The sequence below is a fragment of the Asaia bogorensis NBRC 16594 genome, assembly GCF_001547995.1.
In the GTDB taxonomy this organism is placed as follows: domain Bacteria; phylum Pseudomonadota; class Alphaproteobacteria; order Acetobacterales; family Acetobacteraceae; genus Asaia; species Asaia bogorensis.
Genome location: NZ_AP014690.1, coordinates 1,362,944 through 1,382,892, shown reverse-complemented (window position 1 = coordinate 1,382,892; position 19,949 = coordinate 1,362,944). Strand labels below are relative to the sequence as shown.

19 protein-coding genes are annotated in these 19,949 nt (G+C 60.8%); 2 read left to right on the top strand and 17 right to left on the bottom strand.

The genetic code is table 11. The features are described 5' to 3' along the window. Positions 1 to 147: 147 nt before the first annotated feature. Complete coding sequence (locus tag Asbog_RS06185; protein WP_371861676.1) at positions 148 to 1,317, top strand: GNAT family protein; 1,170 nt, start codon at positions 148 to 150, stop codon at positions 1,315 to 1,317. A gap of 130 nt (positions 1,318 to 1,447) precedes the next feature. Here the strand turns inward: Asbog_RS06185 and thiL are convergent, their stop codons facing one another. Genes thiL through nrdR form a run of 3 tightly spaced genes read right to left on the bottom strand, consistent with a single transcriptional unit; the run spans position 1,448 to position 3,430 of the window. Next, positions 1,448 to 2,416 (bottom strand): thiamine-phosphate kinase, encoded by a 969-nt coding sequence (gene thiL / locus Asbog_RS06180; protein ID WP_083510741.1) that lies wholly within the window; start codon positions 2,414 to 2,416, stop codon positions 1,448 to 1,450. After that, positions 2,394 to 2,927: a transcription antitermination factor NusB gene (gene nusB / locus Asbog_RS06175; RefSeq protein WP_062164458.1), complete on the bottom strand. Its 534-nt coding sequence runs from the start codon at positions 2,925 to 2,927 to the stop codon at positions 2,394 to 2,396. The genes thiL and nusB overlap by 23 nt, the downstream gene beginning before the upstream one ends. Next, a complete protein-coding gene (gene nrdR / locus Asbog_RS06170; protein ID WP_062164457.1) occupies positions 2,927 to 3,430 on the bottom strand; it encodes a transcriptional regulator NrdR in 504 nt (167 codons plus the stop codon). The genes nusB and nrdR overlap by 1 nt, the downstream gene beginning before the upstream one ends. 73 nt (positions 3,431 to 3,503) lie before the next feature. Here nrdR and Asbog_RS06165 point away from each other — a divergent pair, with 73 nt between their 5' ends. Next, positions 3,504 to 3,986, top strand: a complete 483-nt coding sequence (locus Asbog_RS06165) for a copper chaperone PCu(A)C (RefSeq protein WP_146926575.1) — start codon at positions 3,504 to 3,506, stop codon at positions 3,984 to 3,986. 134 nt (positions 3,987 to 4,120) lie between these two features. On the opposite strand, the gene recQ is transcribed toward Asbog_RS06165, so the two are convergent. The 14 genes from recQ to Asbog_RS06095 form a co-directional block, all read right to left on the bottom strand. Next, positions 4,121 to 5,962, bottom strand: a complete 1,842-nt coding sequence (recQ, locus tag Asbog_RS06160; RefSeq protein ID WP_083510739.1) for a DNA helicase RecQ — start codon at positions 5,960 to 5,962, stop codon at positions 4,121 to 4,123. Between the two features lie 17 nt (positions 5,963 to 5,979). Further along, positions 5,980 to 6,375 (bottom strand): OmpA family protein, encoded by a 396-nt coding sequence (locus Asbog_RS06155; RefSeq protein WP_023977364.1) that lies wholly within the window; start codon positions 6,373 to 6,375, stop codon positions 5,980 to 5,982. 99 nt (positions 6,376 to 6,474) lie between these two features. Continuing rightward, entirely contained in the window at positions 6,475 to 8,160 is a 1,686-nt protein-coding gene (gene cydC, locus Asbog_RS06150) for a thiol reductant ABC exporter subunit CydC (RefSeq protein ID WP_062164455.1), read from the bottom strand. Continuing rightward, positions 8,157 to 9,908, bottom strand: a complete 1,752-nt coding sequence (gene cydD / locus Asbog_RS06145) for a thiol reductant ABC exporter subunit CydD (RefSeq protein ID WP_083510957.1) — start codon at positions 9,906 to 9,908, stop codon at positions 8,157 to 8,159. Before cydD ends, cydC begins: the two co-directional genes overlap by 4 nt. 299 nt (positions 9,909 to 10,207) lie before the next feature. Next, positions 10,208 to 10,522: a hypothetical protein gene (locus tag Asbog_RS06140; RefSeq protein WP_062164454.1), complete on the bottom strand. Its 315-nt coding sequence runs from the start codon at positions 10,520 to 10,522 to the stop codon at positions 10,208 to 10,210. A 131-nt stretch (positions 10,523 to 10,653) separates the two neighbouring features. Further along, positions 10,654 to 11,115: a type II toxin-antitoxin system RatA family toxin gene (locus Asbog_RS06135; RefSeq protein WP_062164453.1), complete on the bottom strand. Its 462-nt coding sequence runs from the start codon at positions 11,113 to 11,115 to the stop codon at positions 10,654 to 10,656. Beyond that, complete coding sequence (gene lipA / locus Asbog_RS06130) at positions 11,115 to 12,098, bottom strand: lipoyl synthase (protein WP_371861677.1); 984 nt, start codon at positions 12,096 to 12,098, stop codon at positions 11,115 to 11,117. The genes Asbog_RS06135 and lipA overlap by 1 nt, the downstream gene beginning before the upstream one ends. Positions 12,099 to 12,106: 8 nt before the next feature. Then, positions 12,107 to 13,510: a dihydrolipoyl dehydrogenase gene (lpdA, locus tag Asbog_RS06125; protein ID WP_062164451.1), complete on the bottom strand. Its 1,404-nt coding sequence runs from the start codon at positions 13,508 to 13,510 to the stop codon at positions 12,107 to 12,109. 3 nt (positions 13,511 to 13,513) lie between these two features. Continuing rightward, entirely contained in the window at positions 13,514 to 14,776 is a 1,263-nt protein-coding gene (locus tag Asbog_RS06120; protein WP_062164450.1) for a pyruvate dehydrogenase complex dihydrolipoamide acetyltransferase, read from the bottom strand. A gap of 12 nt (positions 14,777 to 14,788) precedes the next feature. Then, the gene (locus Asbog_RS06115) at positions 14,789 to 16,135 is read right to left on the bottom strand and encodes a pyruvate dehydrogenase complex E1 component subunit beta (protein ID WP_023977372.1); all 1,347 of its coding nucleotides are present in this window, start codon (positions 16,133 to 16,135) and stop codon (positions 14,789 to 14,791) included. 3 nt (positions 16,136 to 16,138) lie between these two features. Further along, positions 16,139 to 17,161, bottom strand: coding sequence for a pyruvate dehydrogenase (acetyl-transferring) E1 component subunit alpha (gene pdhA / locus Asbog_RS06110; protein ID WP_023977373.1), 1,023 nt, complete (start codon positions 17,159 to 17,161; stop codon positions 16,139 to 16,141). Positions 17,162 to 17,265: 104 nt separating this feature from the next. Then, complete coding sequence (trpC, locus tag Asbog_RS06105) at positions 17,266 to 18,177, bottom strand: indole-3-glycerol phosphate synthase TrpC (RefSeq protein WP_031239899.1); 912 nt, start codon at positions 18,175 to 18,177, stop codon at positions 17,266 to 17,268. Continuing rightward, the gene (trpD, locus tag Asbog_RS06100) at positions 18,174 to 19,292 is read right to left on the bottom strand and encodes an anthranilate phosphoribosyltransferase (RefSeq protein ID WP_062164449.1); all 1,119 of its coding nucleotides are present in this window, start codon (positions 19,290 to 19,292) and stop codon (positions 18,174 to 18,176) included. Before trpD ends, trpC begins: the two co-directional genes overlap by 4 nt. After that, positions 19,293 to 19,889 carry an anthranilate synthase component II gene (locus Asbog_RS06095; protein WP_062164448.1) on the bottom strand — a complete coding sequence of 199 codons (597 nt, stop codon included), beginning with the start codon at positions 19,887 to 19,889 and terminating at the stop codon, positions 19,293 to 19,295. Positions 19,890 to 19,949 lie beyond the last annotated feature (60 nt).

The following is a 19,949-nucleotide window of genomic DNA, read 5'->3' as shown; positions in this document are numbered from 1 at the left end:
CTCCGCCAGTTTGATGCCGATCAGGCTGATGCTGGACACGCCGGCTCCGCACAGGTCGATACAGATCATCCTGCGGGGAGACACAGCGCGACGGTAGCGCCTCAGCATTCCCATGACACGCGCTCTTTCCCATCTCCCTCATCTCCTGTGCAAGACGGGCTGGATGTCACCCCGGTGACGGTACGGCCCGTTATCTCCCGCAACGACCTCAAACTTTTCATCAGGCTCCCGCGGATACTTTACAAGGGGCGCGACGGCTATGTTCCTCCGCTGGATATGGAGCAGAATGATCTGCTCAATCCTGCCAAGAACGGCATCTACCGTCATGCCTCCGTGCGCTGCTTCATTGCCTGGCGCGACAACAAGCCTGTTGGACGCATTTCAGCCGTAGTGGATGGCAAGGCCCTGGAGGCCTGGGACGAAAAAACAGGCTGGTTCGGCGCCCTCGATGCCGTGTCCGAAACAGGCGTCATCAAGTCGCTGCTCGATACCGCCGAAGCCTGGTTGCGCGATCAGGGCATGGTACGTATGCGCGGACCTGTGACCCTTGGCTATCATGGCGAGTCCGGTCTCATGATCACTGGCCAGAATGAGCCGCCAATGATCGGAACCCCCTGGCATCCCCCGGAACTCAACGGCCTTATCGAGGCGCTGGGCTTTGAACCCACACGCGACCTCCTGACCTTCAAGCTGGATCTGACTGAGGATCTGGACGAGCGTCATATCGTACCGGGTGCCCTGAAACCCGGCGAGGGGAAGCTGGGCGACGTCACGGTCTCGCATCTCTCCAAAAAGCAAATTGCCGCACAGGGCGAAGTGCTGAGGTCGCTTTATAACGATGCCTGGGCCGGAACGTATAACTTCGTCCCGCTGCAATCCTACGAGATGGAAGGCCTGATCCAGCAGCTCAAGCTGGTGTTGCGGCCCGAGCATTATGTCCAGATCGACCATGCAGGCGAGCCCGCCGCCATGGCGCTGGTGGTACCCAATGTGTTCGATATTGCCCGAGGCATCGACGGAGCACCTTCACCTCTCGGCTGGGCCAGACTGGGTGCGCGGCTGCTCGGTCATCGCTTTGACTCGGCCCGTGTGATCCTGCTTGGCGTATCTCACAAGGTACGCGGCACACTTCTCGGTGCCCTCATGCCTTCACTCGCTATCGACGAACTCATCCGCCGCCGTGCGACGCTGCCCTATAAAACGGTGGAGCTGGGCTGGATCCTCGACACCAATACACCGATGCTGAACCTCGTGCGCCGCCTCGTGCCTGAGCCCAACAAGGTCCATCGCATGTACGAAAAAGATATCGCTCAATAATCACCCTTGTCGCGTATCCCGGTTTGACCGGGGTATCCGACTGCTGGGGCGACCCGCCCCCTCTTGGGCGGGTTCTAAACGCATCGCGGGTCCACGCCAAAAGCCCCCGGTCTCCGTGCTTTGCCGCGCCTCAGAAATGCTGCCAGCCCGTACGTGACAGGCGCATCTCCTCACCCTCTCCATCCAGAACGGCAACGCCGGTACCGGGGGTCACGCGCCCTATGCGGGTTGCTGGTACCCCTGCCTGCCTGGCTGCGTTCATGATGGCGTCTGTCTGCGACTCATCGGCTGCAAAGAGAAGCTCGTAGTCATCGCCTCCCGTCAGACAGGTTTCGAACCATGCCTCCCCGGCAGCGCGAGCCTGAGGAGAGCGTGGTACCGCTGCCGCATCGATTTCCAGATGCACGCCACTCTGCCTGGCAAGATGGCCGGCATCCTGAACGAGACCATCGGAGATATCCATGCCCGCACGGGCGAAATCACCCAGAGGAAAGCCCGTGCGGGGCTGGGGAATACGGTAGCGCCCCGCCAAATAGCCATCGGGGTCTGGCAGTTCGCCCAGAAGGGCCTGAAGGCCGAGGGCAGCATCACCAATGGTGCCTGTGACCCACAGAACATCGCCGGGCCGGGCACCTCCCCGTCGGACGGCCTTTCCACGCGGCACTTCACCGAGGATGGTCAGGCTGAGCACCAGCGGGCCACGCGTACTGGTCGTGTCTCCCCCCAGCAGATGGACATCGAAAATGGCCTGATCCTGCGCCAGCCCCGCGCTGAAACTGGCAAACCACTGATCGTCGAACGCCGCAGGGCGGCTGATATTCATCAGATAGCCGCGCGGCCTTGCGCCCATCGCTGCACAATCTGACAGGCTGACACGCAGCAATTTACGGCTGATCGTCTCGGCCGGGTCGTCAGGCAGAAAATGGACGGCCTCGACCAAGGTATCGGTCGAGAGTATCAACTCGCGGTCCGCGGCCAGATCGATCAGCGCCGCATCATCGCCAAGCGCGAGAGCGCCCTCACCCGCCAGCGGACGAAAGAACCTGTCGATGAAGTCGAACTCGCCGCCGCTCATTTCAGACCGGTTCTGATCCGTCATTTGCGGCATCATCGCCTTCCGCATTGTCCTGCACGGGGGCAGCCGGACGTGTCAGCGCATCGAGCACACCATTGACCAGGCGGGCTTCATCACCTGAGAAGAAACCGTGCGCCACATCGAGATATTCGTTGATGACAACGCGCGCCGGGACGTCCTCACCGAGTTCCCAAGCGCCCGCACGCAACAGGGCACGCAGCACGGGGTCCAGGCGGTTGAGCGGCCAGTTGGCAGGGAGAGCTGCCGCCAGCGTCGTATCGATACGATCCTGGGCGAGCGTCACGCCTTTGACGATCAGACCGAAAAGGCGGAAATCGGCGTCCGGCACGTAGCCATCTTCAAAGCCGCTGCCCCGATCATCGGCCAGACGATGACGCTGGAACTGGCTGATGACCGTCTCGGCATTCTCTCCCCCCTGTTCGCACTGGAACAGCGCCTGAACGGCGGCGACACGGGCTACGGTGCGCGAACGCTTCGGCTGGTTCTTGGTCTTGGTCTCATCAGTCATCGTCATCATCCCTTGTCTTTTCCGCGCTTGACCGGCGGGAGTGGCAGTTCAGCCTCCTCACCGGGACGCATATCCGTCAGCAGCTTCGAAAAAGCCTCAACCTCTCGAAAATCGCGATATACACTTGCAAAGCGCACATAAGCGACACCGTCGATGCTGTGCAATGCATCCATTGCCAATTCGCCAATACGCGCCGAAGAAATTTCCGCTTCACCGGAAGCCTCAAGCTGGCGCACCAAGCCGTTGACGATCCGCTCCTGACGTTCTTCCTCAACCGGGCGCTTGCGCAGGGCGATACGGATCGAGCGGGCCAGCTTGTCCCGATCGAAAGGCACCCGTCGACCGTCCATCTTCGTCACGACCAGTTCGCGCAACTGTACGCGTTCGATGGTCGTGAAACGCTGGGTGCAGGCAGCACAGACACGCCTGCGCCGAATAGCCGCACCATCGTCAGTCGAACGACTATCCTTGACCTGCGTATCTTCATGGCCGCAGAACGGGCAGTTCATGAGAGTTTCCCCCTGATGGGCAGATGATGGCACGGGCCGGCCAAACGAGCCGGGCGCAGAAAGGAGCGTATCAGTGAAAAGAGTGCAAGCTATTCCAGCACTGCTCATGACAGTTTGCGTGACAGGGGCGCTGCTTTTCCCGGCGGGAGCACGGGCCCAGACAGACGACACCAACGTTCCCGGACAGAAGAACGCCAATCGCGATATCACCATCGAAGGGTGGATACGCCGGGCCAAGCATTACCCGGGGCTGGCCGCCGCCTATTTCACGGTCGTCAACAAGGGGCATGAGGCCCACCTGATTTCAGGCGTCAGCTCCCCTGATTGCGCCGCCATCGAAGCATTTCACAGCGAGCAGGAGGTGACGAGTCACACCGCCAACCTGTTTTCGCATTTCACCATTCCTGCCGATATGACAATGGTCTTCCCCGAGGGAGGCTACCATCTGATCTGCCGCAACTTCCCCGACACGATCAAGACAGGCGAGACTGTTCCGCTGACCTTCAAGTTTCTTGGCGGCACATCGACGACGGTGAATTTCACGCTCAAGGACTAGAGGTAACAATTCGAGCCCGGTGACGAGGAGCACGCGTGAGGGATACAACCTCGCTCAATGCCCTTCCCACCCGGGACCGGATCGTGAGCCTGCGCCTACAGAGCCGTCATGGGGCGGTCGTACCACGATTGCCTTCAGTCGCCCTCCAGCGCGGCTATCACGGCATCACCGTAGCGCTTGAGCTTCGATGCCCCTACGCCCTTGATGTCTGAGAGGGCATCGACAGAGTCGGGGTTTTCCCGGGCGATCTCGGTCAGGACCGCGTCATGGAAGATGACATAGGGCGGGATTTCCTGCTCACGGGCTTCCTCGCGTCGCCACCGGCGCAGAGCCTCGAAACGTGCACGTTCCTCCTCGTCCAGCGCATCCACAATCGACGCAGCCGGCGCATTACGCGTAGTGAAGCTTTGTGCCTTCATGGGGTCGCTGCGCAGACGCAGCTTTTCCTCACCACGCAGGATCGGGCGAGCCGCGTCGACATCCAGCCCTAATGTACCGTGCTCGCCACTCATCCTGATGGCCCCGCGCGCAATAAGCTGACGGATCACACCGCGCCACCACTGCTCCGAATGCTCCTTGCCGACGCCGAACACGGTGAGATGCTGATGGGCATGACGCTCAATCGCCTCAGTCAGCTTGCCACGGAGAACCGTCGTGAGATGAACGGCGCCAAAGCGCTGGCCGGTGCGGTAGATCGTGGAAAGCACTTTCTGCGCGGCCTCAGTGCCATCAAATGTCTCGGCGGGCGTCCTGCAATTATCGCAATGCCCGCAGGGAGTCGGCAAGACTTCACCAAAGCAGGCAAGCAGGGCCTGTGTACGACAGCCGACGGTTTCTGTCAGCGCGATCATGCTCTCCAGACGCGCCTGCATGACGCGCTTTTCTGTCTCTGGCGCGTTCGACTGCTCCAGCCAGTAACGCGCCCGCGCCATATCCTCACCGCCATAGAGCAGGAGAGTATCGGCGGGTGCCCCATCGCGCCCTGCCCGACCGATCTGCTGATAATAGGCCTCGGGCGAAGCGGGCATGTCCAGATGGACCACACAGCGGACATCCGGGCGGTCGATGCCCATACCGAAGGCTACTGTCGCGACGATGACCATTGGCTCGCCACTGCGAAACCGCAGAAGCGTTGCGTGTTTTTCCTGTGGCGACAGCCCGGCGTGAAACGGCAAGGCGTTGAAGCCTTTCTCACGCAGGCTTTTCGCCATGCGCTCCGTGCGGTTGCGGCTGCCGCAATAGACAATCGAGGCATCGTCGCGATGCCGGGTGAGTGCGTCCTGCACCTGCTTCGTCTCGGAGCCCTTTGGAGAGGCTGCAAGGAACAGATTGGGACGATGGAAACTGGATGTGAGGCGGCGCGCCTGCGGCATGCCCAGCGCCAGCAGGATATCATCCTGCGTTCGTGAGTCGGCTGTGGCCGTCAGGGCGATACGGGGAACGCCGGGGAAGATCTCTGGCAGATCCGCCAGGGCCCGATATTCGGGACGAAATTCGTGGCCCCATGCCGAGACGCAATGGGCCTCGTCGATCGCAAGGACCGATACCGGGTTACGTGCGAGCCAGCGCGCTGTACCGGGTGATACCAGCCTCTCGGGCGAGATATAGAGGATATCGAGGCGACCATCGCGCAGATCGCTGCGTATGCGCTCAAGCCGGTCCGGATCGAGCTCGGAGTGTAGGGCTGCCGCATTGACACCCAGCTGGCGCAATGCCGCCACCTGATCGTCCATTAGCGCAATCAGGGGTGAGATCACGATCCCCATGCCCGGCCGGCACAGGGCGGGAACCTGGTAGCAAAGGCTCTTGCCGCCGCCTGTGGGCATGATGACGAGCACATCCTCGCCATTCATGACCGCTTCGATGACCTCTGCCTGCTGCCCCCGGAAACTCGAGAAACCGAAAACGCGGTTCAGTACCGCGTCGGGCGTTTCGCGCTCGTCGGAGACGATTGAGGAGAGGTCAGTTAAATCCAAGGTTCAGATGGAGCTTCTCAATGCGTGGAAGGATCGACTTCGATCGTCACCACGCGCGACGCTACGGCTGCATCCTCGTTGTTCTTGGGCGGACGCGCCATCTGGGTGATCTGGGCAGCGCCGACACCGGCCTTTGTCAGGGCTGCTGCGACAACCTTCGCTCGCTCGACGGACAGCATTTCATCAGCAGAGAGATTGCCGTGGGCACCGGCATGACCAATGACTTCAATCGTCTTGGCCTGCGTGTCGCGTGCGTCGGCCGCAGCCTGATCGATGATGTTCTGGGCACTTGCCGAAACAGTGGTCGAGGCCGGTTCGAAGAAAACAGGGTAACGGTCGCGATCTGCACCGCCATTACAGGCAGAGAGACCCGTCAGGGCGAACACCGACAACATCACAGGCAGACGACGCATCTTTATTTCCTTCTCGAATCGCCGTGACATCCACGGGGCCGTGACGATGTCACTGCCTTGTGGCTTACCGCCCGTCAAGCAGACGCCCCAACTTGCTTGCTAGAGCGGCAATGGCGCGAGGGTCCCGGCCTCGATACGCCAGGCCCGGTCGAGGTTTTCAAGCCCCTTCAGACGATGCGCGATGAGGATGACGGTGCGCCCCTGCATCGTGCGACCCAGCGTTCGCAGAAAGGCGCGCTCTGTCACGCTGTCGAGCCCCGTCGCAGGCTCATCGAGAATCACAATCGGCGTGTCGCGCAGGAGAGTCCGGGCCAGAGCGATGCGACGCCCCTGCCCGCCTGACAGCCGTGTTCCGCCCTCGCCTACCCAGGAATCAAGCCCATCGGGCAAGGATTGCACGGTCTCGGCCATTTCGGCGCGCTCCAGAGCCGCCCACAGGGCCTCATCGCTCACACCCTCACGACCGAGAAGCAGGTTGTTCCGTATGGTATCGGCAAACAGATGGGTCGATTGGGACAGCCACCCGATCTGCCCGCGCAGGCTCGTCGTTTCGATTGTTGAAAGATCGTGACCGCCGAACAGGATTTGTCCGGATTGCGGGTGTGCTACCTTGAGCAGCAGCGCCGCTAGACTGGATTTCCCTGCGCCTGAAGGCCCGACCAGAGCGATATGCTCGCCTGCTCTTATGGTGAGATCGATGCCTTTCAAGACAGGCGCACGTGCCGGATCCCACCCGAAGGTCACATCGCGCAGCACAAGGTCGCCAGCCTCAGGCGCCGGGCAATGAGTGCCTGCCGCGCTCGGTTTCGCCTCGGCAACCTCGACAACACGCTGGGCCGCTTGCCCAACCTGTGTCGCCAGCACACTGGTGCGCGTCAGCGTCCCGATGCTCTCGAAAATCATCCCGGTAAGGAATATGAGCGCGATACCGGAAACGTAGTCGAGCGTCAGCTTGCCGAACCCGGCAAGCCCTACGAGAATGAGTACAAGCGCTGCCTGACCGCATAGATAGGACACGGCCCCTGCACCAGCCATGGCGCGCGCCTGATCCAGCTGGGCACCATGAAGCCGCGCCTCCTCGGCCATCAGGCGCTCCGCAAGACGGCTCTCACCGCCAAAGGCCCGCGCCTCGCGCAGGCCAGTCGCTAGATCGACCGCAGCGACGCGCAAGGACGATTCAGCATGAAGAATGACTGCACTGCGTGATGCCGCGCGCCGAGCGGATACGACTGGTACCACACAGGCCGCGACAATAAAAAGACCGGACAGCGCCAGGCCAAAACGCCAGTTTGCATAGCCCGCTACAAGTGCGATGACAGGCAGGGACAGCGCGATACCCAGCATGGGCATGGCAATACGCAGATAAAGATTGTCGAGCAGTTCGACATCGCCAACAAGGCGATTCAGCAGATCACCCGCGCGCCGAAAGCCAAGACCTGCCGCAGCGCCGGAAGCGAGATTGCGGAAGAACCACACCCGGAGCGCCGCAAGGGCGCGGAACATAGCATCATGGGCAAACAGACGCTCGGCATAGCGCAGCACGATGCGTGCGCAGCCGAACGCCCTGAGCAAACCGAGCGCAGCGCCCATTCCCAGCGCAAGGGACGTCACTCTGGCCCCAGCATTCCACATCAGCGCCATGCCGCTCAGCAGGGCAAGTGCAGAGAGGATCAGGCCCAGTAGCAGACGGCCGCCATAGGGCCGCCAAACCCGAAGGATGATCCCGAGAGCCTGCCCGACACTTGGCGTAGCAGAGGGCGAAGGATGAGACGCTCGTGTGCTCATGCGGGAATCTCCGATTCCACACGGACCGTGGACGTACTCGGTTTCATGACTGAAGGTGATGGACCGAGGCGCAGCTTGATGGTTGCGAAAGCCTGCATGGCAGCAGAATGACTGCTCAGAATAACCGTCCGGCCTTTCGCCAGATCATGTAGGGCCGCGATGATACTGCGTTCTGTATCCGGATCGAGATGCGCCGTTGGCTCGTCCAGCAACAGGAGCGGCGCATCCTTCAGATAGGCTCGCGCAATGGCCACACGCTGGGCCTGCCCTCCGGAAAGGCCGAAACCTCCCTCGCCAATCTCGGTATCCAGACCCATCGGCAGGTCCTGCAGAAAAGTATCGACCGCTGAAGCTTTGATGGCCTCATCCAGCGCCACCTGATTTGCGTCTGGTCGGGCGAAAAGCAGATTGTCGCGCAGGGTACCGGCAAAGATGACAGGCTTCTGCCCAATCCAGGCAAGATGCCGGGCGATATCTGCCCCACGCATCGTCGCGATATCCTCTCCGTTGAACAGGATCGCTCCATGATCAGGCCGGATGAAGCCAAGGATCAGTTCGATAAGGGTCGATTTACCTGCGCCTGAAGGCCCGTCGAGTAGCAGTGTTTCTCCCGGCTGCACCGTGAAGGAAATATCGTCGAACACCGCGGGCCGATCGTCGGCCCAGCGATAGCCCAGATGCTGCGCCTCTACCGTAAGAGGCCCCGTCACGACGGCGTCGGCAGCGTCGTGTGCGGCTTCAGCGATTTCCCCATCCAGTCCTTGCATCGCCTCAGCCGCGCCAGCAGCTTGAGCCCGATCCTGATAGGCCAGAGCCAATCCACGGAAAGGCGCGAAGAATTCCGGAACCAAAAAAAGCGCGAAAAGGGTCTGAGCGAAATGTGGTGAAGGTCGAACATGACCCGTCGAAGGCTGGTCCTGAACGCCGGTGACGAGATGGATGAAATGACCCTGTGTCAAAACGATCAGAATGATCGCCACGACCATCGCCACATCAATGGCCGCCGAGGAAAAGAACGCCACGCGCAGAATCCTGACCGTGCGCCGGCGCAACTCATCGGCCGAGCGTGCCAAAGATGCGGCTTCGGCGTCCGTTGCGTTTGAGAGAACTATGGTTGCTATACCGCGAACCCGATCGAGAAACCGTGCCTGAAGACGCACCATCGCCAGAAACTGGTTGCGCGACGCCAGTGCGGCACCGATGCCGAACACAGCCTGCGCTACCGGAACGAGGGTCCCGCATATTGCAAGGATCAGAGCTGCGCGGGCGTCGACTGCCAGCACCGCTACGAGGACAATTGCCGGAAAGACCATCCATGTCATCGAGGCAGGCAGCCAGCGGGCAAAATAGCCATCCAGCGCTTCGATACGATCCACCAGCAAGGCCGCGATCTCGGCGGAGTGCTGACGGCGCAACAGGGCTGGCCCGACATTGAAAACCGAATTCAGGGCTGATCGGCGCAACCGTTCGCGCGACTTCACGCCCGCACGGGCCGCATAGTGCTCCTGCGCAAACAGGCAGATTGCCCGCAGCAGGGAAAGCGCGGTGAAGGCCCCGATAAGACCGGGAACCGACTGGTCGTAACCGGCCAGTAGACGCCCGATTGTCGATGCAAGGAACCAGGCCTGACCGATACCGACCAATGTCGAGAAGCAACCGATCGCTACAACGGGCAGGGCAGCACGTTTGGCTGGCCCCGCATATTGTCGCACCCAGGCCCGCACCAGTTTTTTATCAACACCGCTCATGATGGGGGCATATAGGCAATGCAAACGGCGAAACATAGGGTTTCAAGGGCCAGATTGCAGAACATTTAGGCAGCGGCCTTGCCTGCGACAAAAGCCCCAATCGTCGGGCTGACCGCAAGGCGCGCAAACGCGGCAATAAAAAACCCTGCCTCATTCGAGACAGGGTCTAAGGGCCTCCGCACCAGAAAGGGCAGATGTATCAGCAGAAATGCATCATGCCGAGAAGGGTGGAAAGCCGCTATTCCCACCCGTGACAGTCAGACTTCACGCCTGAATCACGGGAAGGAACGCTGGATCAATTACTGACCTGAAGACGCCGGCATCGTTGAAGCAGGCATCTTCATGTTGTCGTCCATCGGCATGGGGGCCGGAGCCGGTGCTGTGGCATTGGCCATCGGCGCGGCAGCCGGGGCGGTTGCCGGGACGGGGGTCTGGGCCTGCTGCAGGCTGCGTGCGTTCAGGTCTTCGGTCGATGCCGAACCCTTGTCAGCCTTCTGGTGGTGCATGGCAGTCTTGCTGGCATGAGCCTTGTGGCCCGTATGCTTGGCGAATGCCGGGGTTGCAACAGCGAAGGTAGCGGCCATCAGCGTGGCGCCCAGAGCAGAAATCTTCATCGTTCGTCCTTCCTTGATACATAGATATCGGGGTCGGATTTGTGTATTGTGACGCAAACCACACCCGGCTCTAAGCAGGAAACGTAACGAAGGCGTTGCAGTTGCGATGTAATCAAAAAACGTCCGCGTGATTACTGGCGGATCACCGCACCGGGTTGCGACGATACCCCGTAAGTATCACGCGCCCGCTTTATGAAAGCTGATACCATCAGCCGGACGCCCTCATTGAACACCACCCCGATCGCATTCTGGAGAAGGCGCGAGCGGAACTCGAAATCGACGAAAAAATCGACAAGGCAGCCCCGTGGCTCAGGGGTGAATGTCCAGACATTATTGAGATATCTGAACGGGCCTTTCTCATACCGCACGCGTATGCGGTGTGGTCTTTCCAGCGAGACACGGCTCGTGAAAGTCTCGCGAAACGGCCCAAAGCCCACAGTGAGATCCGCGACCAGTTCGTGTTCGGTGCGTGATTTGATGACTGCCTTGACGCACCAAGGCAGGAATTGGGGATAGGCACCCACATCGGCCACGAGATCGAAAAGCTGCTCAGGACTGTAAGCGATCAATCGTTGCTCGGCATGGGTGGGCATTACTGTCTCTCCGGCTGGAGCGCTTCCTGCTTCAGCCTGTTCTGTCGCGCCTCACGAAGCGCTGCGAAATCGGAATCGGCATGATAGGACGAGCGTGTCAGCGGACTTGAGCTGACCTGCAGGAAGCCCTTGGCGCGAGCCATGCGGGCAAATTCCTCGAACTCGTCAGGCGGCACGAATTTTGCCACGGCAGCGTGTTTGGGCGTTGGCTGCAGATACTGGCCCATCGTGATGAAATCGACATCGGCGATACGGAAATCGTCCATCACCTGTGCCACCTCCATCTTCTCCTCACCAAGACCCAGCATCAGCCCGGATTTGGTGAAGATCGAGGCATCGCGCGATTTCACGTCATCCAGCAGACGCACGGATTGGAAATAACGCGCGCCCGGGCGGATAGACGGATAAAGCCGGGGGACGGTTTCGATATTATGATTGAAAACATCAGGCCGAGCCTTGACGACGACCTCAAGCGCGCCAGGCTTGCGCAGGAAGTCTGGCGTCAGGATCTCGATCGTCGTTTCCGGCGAGGCTTCACGTACCCGTGCAATCGTCTGGGCAAAATGCAGCGCGCCACCATCGGCCAGATCGTCACGATCGACAGAGGTGATGACCACATGACGCAGCCCGAGCTTGGCCACCGCTTCTGCCACGCGCTGTGGCTCGTCGGCATCCAGCCTTTTAGGCATGCCTGTTGTGACGTTGCAGAACGAACAGGCGCGTGTGCAGATTTCCCCCATGATCATCATGGTGGCGTGGCGCTGTGACCAGCATTCACCGATATTAGGACACGCTGCTTCCTCACAGACTGTCACCAGCCTGTTATCGCGCATGAGCTTGCGCGTTTCCTGATAGACGGGGCTATTGGGCGCCCTCACCCGTATCCAGTCCGGCTTGCGCTGGATCGGGTTGTCCGGCCGGTTGGCCTTTTCAGGATGGCGAAGCGAGCCTGGCTTGCGATGATCGATGGTGATGCGCTGCATGGTCATGACTAGAAGTGGAGTGCTCCACCCCAGGCTGCAAGGACCGACTCATGCATCGTTTCCGAGATTGTCGGATGCGGGAAGACCGTCTCCTTCAGCTCGGCCTCGGTGAGTTCGGACGTCCGAGCGATCACATAGCCCTGAATCATCTCCGTCACTTCAGCGCCGATCATGTGCGCGCCGAGCAATTCGCCAGTCTCAGCATCGAAGATGGTTTTGGTCAGACCATCCGGCTCGCCCATGGCCAACGCCTTGCCATTAGCGAGGAACGGGAACCGGCCAATCTTGAGCTTGCGTCCGGTTGCCTTGGCTTTTTCCTCGGTCAGCCCCACCGACGCCACCTGGGGACGGCTATAGGTGCAACCCGGAATATTGAGCGGATGGAGCGGCTCGGGATCGTGGCCTGCTATCTTCTCGACGCAGATCACACCCTCATGGCTGGCCTTGTGCGCCAGCCAAGGCGCACCCGCCACGTCGCCGATGGCCCACAGGCCCGGCTCCCCGGTGCGGCAGAACTCATCGACAATGATATGGGTCTTGTCGACCTTGACCTTGGTCTGCTCGAGGCCGAGGTCTTCCACATTCCCGACAATACCAACCGCCAGAATGACCTTGTCGACAACGAGATCGGTCGTGCCCGATGCTGTCGTGATCCGGGTCGAGACGGTGCCATCCTTCTTGTCGAGCGGGCCAACCTTGGCGCCGGTCAGTACCTTGATGCCCTGTTTCTCGAAGGCCTTCTGCGCCATGGCGCTGATTTCGGCATCTTCGGCAATCATGATGCGGTCGGCCACTTCGGCAATGGTCACTTCCGCGCCCATATTGCGATAGAACGACGCGAACTCGACGCCAATCGCCCCGGATCCGATGACCAGAAGACGCTTTGGCAGCTCCTTCGGCACCATTGCCTCGCGATAGGTCCAGACCAGTTCCCCATCGGGCTCGAGCCCGGGGAAATGGCGGGCGCGGGCGCCTGTTGCCAAAATCACGTCGGGCGCAGCAATACGACCGGTTTCCTTGCCATCCTTGCTGATGGCCACGACATGCGCCTTGCCATCGCGGCCGGCGAGCTTGGCGCGGCCATCGTAAACCTTGACCTTGGTCTTTTTGAGCAATCCGGCAACACCGCGCGACAGCTGACGCGACACGGCGCGCGAGCGCGCCACCACTTTCTCGATGTCGAAGCTCACCTTTTCGGCGCTGAAGCCGAACTCGGCAAGATTGTGCAACTGATGATTGAGCTCGGACGCCCGCAGCAACGCCTTGGTCGGGATGCAGCCCCAGTTAAGGCAGATGCCCCCCAGATGGGTGCTTTCGACCACAGCGACATTCTTGCCAAGCTGCGCGGCGCGCAGGGCAGCGACATAGCCGCCCGGCCCGCCGCCCACGACGATCAGATCGAATTTGTCCATGAGTCAGATCACCAGTCGATAAGGGTTTTGCACGATGTCACGCAGGGCATTGAGCCATTTCGCACCGAGTGCTCCATCGACCGCACGATGGTCGACAGAGAGGGTGGCTGTCATGACAGTGGCAACCGCAAGCTGATCGCCACGCACGACGGCGCGCTTCTCACCAGCGGCAATGGCCAGAATACCAGCCTGGGGCGGGTTGATGATGGCGGCGAATTCACGCACGCCAAACATGCCCATATTGGAAATCGAGAACGTGCCGCCCTGGAATTCTTCCGGCTTGAGCTTGCCGTCACGGGCACGCTTGGCCAGATCACGCGCCTGCTCACTGATTTCACGCAGGGTCTTGCGATCGGCCTGACGGATGATCGGTGTGATCAGACCATCGGGAATCGAGACTGCCATCGAGATATCGATGTCGGGGAAATGCAGCGTTTCGGCTTCGGTGAATTGGACGTTCAGGCCGGGGCAATCGCGCAGGGCCAAAGCCACAGCCTTGATCATCATGTCATTGACAGAGATCTTGAACTGCCCCTCGCCCTCGCTGGGTGACGCTGCATTGAGCTGGCCACGCAGGGCAAGCAACGCATCAAGCTCGATGTCGACCGAGACATAGAAATGCGGAACGTTCTGCTTGGACTCACTGAGACGACGCGCAATGACCTTGCGCATGGACGAATTCGGCACGCGCCTGGCTTCAGCCGGAGCGGAACCCCCAGCCGTCACCGTTGCCGGAGCCTCAACAGGCTTCGCGTTCTCGACGTCGCGGCGCAGGATACGGCCGTTAGGGCCTGACCCCTTCAGCGCAGCAAGATCGATACCCTTCTGCGCGGCAATGCGACGTGCCAGCGGTGAGGCGAAAACGCGCTTGCCGTGAGATGCCGCCACCGGCGCGGCCTGAGGCTGCGCGGGCGCAGCCGGGGCTTGGGCGGGAGCCGATTGCACGGCGGTCTGTGAAGCCGTCTCGGGGGCAGGTGCGGCTTTCTGCACAGGCGCCGACTCAACGACGTCAGGCACAGCCTCGCCTTCCTCAACCAGAATGGCGATGGGCGAGTTGACCTTCACCCCCTCGCTGCCTTCCGGCACGACAATACGGCCGAGAATTCCCTCATCAACCGCCTCGACTTCCATCGTGGCCTTGTCCGTCTCGATCTCGGCAATCAGATCGCCTGACTTGACTGTATCGCCTTCCTTCTTCAGCCAGCGCGAGAGCGTACCCTCGGTCATGGTCGGAGAAAGAGCGGGCATCAGGATATTGGTAGCCATGGTCGCAGCCCCTCAGAACAGTTTGCGAACCGCGTCCACCACCCAGTCAGGCTGCGGAAGCGCATGTTTTTCGAGATTGGCAGCGTAGGGCAGCGGAATATCCAGACCACAGACGCGCGCAGGCGGGGCATCGAGATAATCAAACGCCTGCTCACAGGCCACTGTGCAGATTTCGGCGCCAATGCCAGCGACCGGCCAGCCTTCCTCAACCGACACGATACGGCTCGTCTTCTTGACGCTGTTGATGATCGTCTCGGTATCGAGCGGACGGATGGTGCGCAGGTTGATCACCTCCGCCTCGATGCCCTGCTCGGCCAGCTTGGCAGCGGCTTCAAGCGCCACACCAACCATGATCGAGAACGCCACAAGGGTCACGTCCTTGCCCTCACGTTCGATCTTCGCCTTGCCGATGGGCAGAATGAACTCCTCATCCACCGGGCAAGGGAATTTCTGTCCGTACAGGATCTCGTTTTCAAGAACGATCACCGGGTTCGGGTCACGAATGGCGGCACGCAGCAGACCCTTGGCATCCTCTGACGACCAGGGGGCAACGACCTTCAGACCGGGCACATGGGCGTACCAGCTGGCATAACACTGCGAATGCTGCGCACCCACGCGCGCTGCTGCGCCGTTCGGGCCACGGAACACGATGGGACAGCCCATCTGTCCACCCGACATATAGAGCGTCTTGGCGGCGGAATTGATGATGTGGTCGATCGCCTGCATGGCGAAGTTCATGGTCATGAACTCCACGATCGGCTTAAGGCCTGTCAGAGCGGCACCGACGGCCATACCGGTGAAGCCATGCTCGGTGATCGGTGTATCGATGATGCGACGCTCACCGAATTCGTCGAGCAGACCCTGACTGATCTTGTAGGCGCCCTGATACTGGGCGACTTCCTCACCAAGCAGGAACACATCGTCATCACGACGCAGCTCTGCGGCCATCGCATCACGCAGGGCCTCACGCACCGTGATAACCGAGGTCTCTCCCCATTCACGGTCCGGTGTCGCCACCAGTTCCTGCGGCTTCTGGGGGGCTTTCTCCTCAACCGCGGTCTGGACCGGGGTCGTCTGGGCGGGGGCCGGGCCGTTTTCCAGCGCCGAGATATCCTCGCCCTCTTCCGCGATGATGGCAATCTGCGTGTTCACGGCAACATTCTCGGTGCCCTCCGGCACGAGGATCTTTGCCAGAATACCGCTATCGACCGCCTCGACTTCCATCGTAGCCTTGTCGGTTTCGATCTCGGCAATGACATCGCCGGAATTGATCTTGTCACCCGCCTTGCGGGTCCATTTCGAAATCGTGCCTTCGGTCATGGTAGGCGAAAGAGCCGGCATGAGAACAGGAGCGGCCATAACTTACGCCTCCACCAGAATATCGGTCCAAAGTTCAGAGAGATCAGGCTCGGGGCTGTTCTGCGCGAATTCGGCAGCGTCATTAACGATCTGCTTCACCTCGGCGTCGATCTCCTTGAACGCCTCGTCTGTCGTGCCCTTCTCGGACAGCAGCTTGTGCAGCGCCTCGATGGGATCACGCGTGCGGCGCATTTCCTCGACTTCCGAGCGATCGCGATAACGCGCAGGGTCAGACATGGAGTGGCCGCGATAGCGATAGGTTTCCATCTCGAGCAGGAACGGCCCCTTGCCTGCACGGCAATGCGCTACAGCTTCCTGAGCCGCCTCATGCACGGCAAACAGATCCATGCCATCCACCTTGCGGCCCGGAATCTTCCAGGGCGCTCCAATTTCGGACAGGTTGTGAGCCGCAGCACTGGAACGCTCAACGCTCGTGCCCATACCATAGCGGTTGTTTTCGATCACATAGATGCAAGGCAGCTTGTGCAGGGCGGCGAGATTGAAGCTCTCATAGACCTGCCCTTGCTGAGCGGCACCTTCGCCGAAATAGGCAACGCCCACTTCATCGGTCCCGCGATACTTGTTTGCAAAGGCCAGACCGGTACCGATGGCCACCTGCGCGCCCACGATGCCATGACCGCCATAGAAATTCTTCTCGCGCGAGAACATGTGCATGGAGCCGCCCTTGCCATGCGAATAACCGTCCTTGCGTCCGGTCAGCTCGGCCATCACACCGCCGGGGCTCATGCCCATCATCAGCATATGCGCGTGATCACGGTAGGAGGTCACGATCTTGTCGCCCGGCTTCATCGCCAGCGACATACCGACGATAACCGCTTCCTGACCGATATAGAGATGGCAGAAACCGCCAATCAGACCCATGCCGTAAAGCTGTCCGGCCTTTTCCTCGAAGCGGCGCAGCAGAAGCATATCGCGATATGCCGTGCGCACGGTCTCCAGTGGCAGGATCGGTCCGTTGTGATCGGCGAGCGGCTGAGCCGCTCCCTTATGGGCTTTGCCGGACATGCTGAGTATCTCCTGGGCCAGATCGTTGTGTCATGCACAACTCAGGGACCGGTATTTACCAGTCCCGTTGAGCAAGTCCACAACCCGGGCTGTTAATATGTGCGTTAGAGCGTGCCGAGCAGACGGCGGGCGGCGATGCCAGGATCCTGTTCGCGCAGGAGACTTTCGCCAACGAGCACGCCGCTGGCCCCTACCTCACCCACACGCGTCACATCTTCGAGTGTGCGGATACCACTCTCGGAAACGAGGATACGATCGGGCGGCACCAGCGGGGCAAGCTTGGCTGTCGTGTCCAGATCGGTCACGAGCGTGCGCAGGTTGCGGTTGTTGATCCCGATAAGCGAGGTGTCGAGCGCAAGCGCGCGATTGAGTTCGGCCTCGTCATGCACCTCGCACAGCACGTCCATATCAAGACCACGGGCAAGGGCGATGAGTTCGGCAGCCTCGGCATCGGTCAGGGCCGAGAGAATGATCAGGATGCAATCCGCACCGATCAGGCGGCTTTCATGCACCTGCCATGGTTCAAGGATGAAATCCTTGCGCAGGATCGGCAGCGGGCAGATTTCCTTGACCGCCTTGAGATCCTCGATCGACCCATGAAAACACGAGCCTTCGGTCAGGATCGAAAGGCAGATCGCGCCTGCCGCCTCGTAAGCCTTCGCAATGCCAACCGGATCAAAATCCGGCCGTAGAATTCCAGCCGAAGGCGAGGCCTTCTTGATTTCAGCAATCAGCCCGACACGCCGATCGGCCGCCATCTGCTTGAGCGCCTGACCGAAACCACGCGTAGGTACACTGACCTCGCGGGCGCGTGCCGTGATTTCCTTGAGCGGCATGATCTGTGAGCGCTGTTCGACATCGATGCGCGTCCGGGCACAGATACGCGCCAGCACATCCGGCATGTCCACGCCGGAAACGGGCAATGCGGTCTCTTCCTGCACAATGGTTCCGGGCACCTGAACATCAGGAAAGCCGGCGGGCGTGTCATGCGTGGGAGTGGACGAATGATCGGTCATTTCAAGCCTGACGTCTGGATCAAATGGGAGGGGTGCACCGCAACGGCAGAATCGGGCGCCTGCTTCTGCGCCTGAACGAGGGCCGACAGGGCCAGCCCTGTATCGATGGCATTTGCGGCGACCTCGACATTCCTGCGAAGGAGAGTGGGGACGATCGACGCGTTTTCAAGAATGGGGAAACGGCCAGAGACATGCAGGGCGACAGCCGTATTGAGGAGCACAGTATCACGATACGCGCCCTCCTGCCCGGAAAGCATGTCGAGCAGCTTGCTGGCATTATGGGCGGGGTCACCGCCCGCAATCGCTGCGATGGGGCGGTGCGGCAGTCCCGCCATATCCGGTGTCAGGACAAGATCGAGAAAGCGCCCTCCATCCCAGGCATGGATATGCGACAAGCCCGCCAGGGTGATTTCGTCACTCCCGCCAAGATCGGTCTCGCCATGCACGGCCCACACGCACTCTGCACCGAGCGATGCCAGTGTCTCGATCACGGGACGCAGCCAACGCTGATCATAGATACCGATCATCTGTCGGCGGACTTCAGCCGGATTGCAGAGCGGCCCGATCAGATTGAAGATCGTGCGAAAGCCAAGTGCCCCCCGGACCGGCGCGGCATGGCGCATGGCCGGATGATGCAGGGGGGCCGCAAGAAAAGCCAGACGGCCCTCACGCAAGCGGCGCGCCTGCTCGTACAGATCCTCGCATGGGGCGATCCCCAGCGCCATGAGCGTGTCTGTTGCTCCCGCCCGGGACGACAGGGCGCGGTTGCCGTGTTTGGCCACCGGCACACCGAGACCTGCAAGCACGAAAGCAACGGCAGTGGAAACATTGAGCGTGCCCAGCCCGTCCCCCCCTGTGCCGCAGACATCCATTGCCCCTTCCGGAGCATCGGGCAGGGCTGTCATGCAGGCCCGAACGGCACGCACCGCACCACTTAGTTCATCGACAGTCTCGCCACGCAGACGAAGCGCCATGAGAATGGCTGCAAGCTGCTCGCCGGGCACTTCGCCCTGCATGATGAGGGTAAAGAGCGCTTCGGTTTCTTCCCCCGTGAGACGCCGCCCCTCGGCGAGCCGACCCATGACCTGTTTGAGACGACCAGACTGCATTGTCATTCAGGCTGCTTGCGACTTCTGGCGAGCGGCACGGGCGATGTTGAGAAAATTGGCCAGCATCATCTGGCCATCTTCCGAAGCGATGCTCTCCGGATGGAACTGCACGCCATGGACCGGCAATGTGCGGTGACGCACGCCCATGATCACGCCATCCTGCGACCGGGCATTGACGATAAGGGTGTCGGGTATCGTCTCGGGTGCCAGGGTAAGACTGTGATAGCGTGTCGCCTGCGTCGGACTGGCCAGACCATGGAACAGCCCGGTGCCGTCATGACGTATGCCGTCGACCTTTCCGTGCATCGGCACAGGCGCACGGACAACCGTCGCGCCAAAAACCTGCCCGATCGCCTGATGTCCAAGGCAGACACCCAGCACCGGCACATGCGGTGCCGCCGCTGCGATCAGGTCACAACAGATACCGGCCTCGTTGGGCGAGCATGGGCCGGGAGAAATCACGATGGCTTCCGGGCGGAGGGCAAGGGCCTCCTCAACACTCAGGGCATCGTTGCGACGGACGTCACAGGCCTCTCCCAGTGCCCCGAAATGGTGGACAAGGTTGAAGGTGAAACTGTCGTAGTTATCGATCAGCAATATCATGGCACTAAGATGGCGATGTCTCGAGTGAAGGTCAAATTCCGTTACAATGCCTGACTTTCC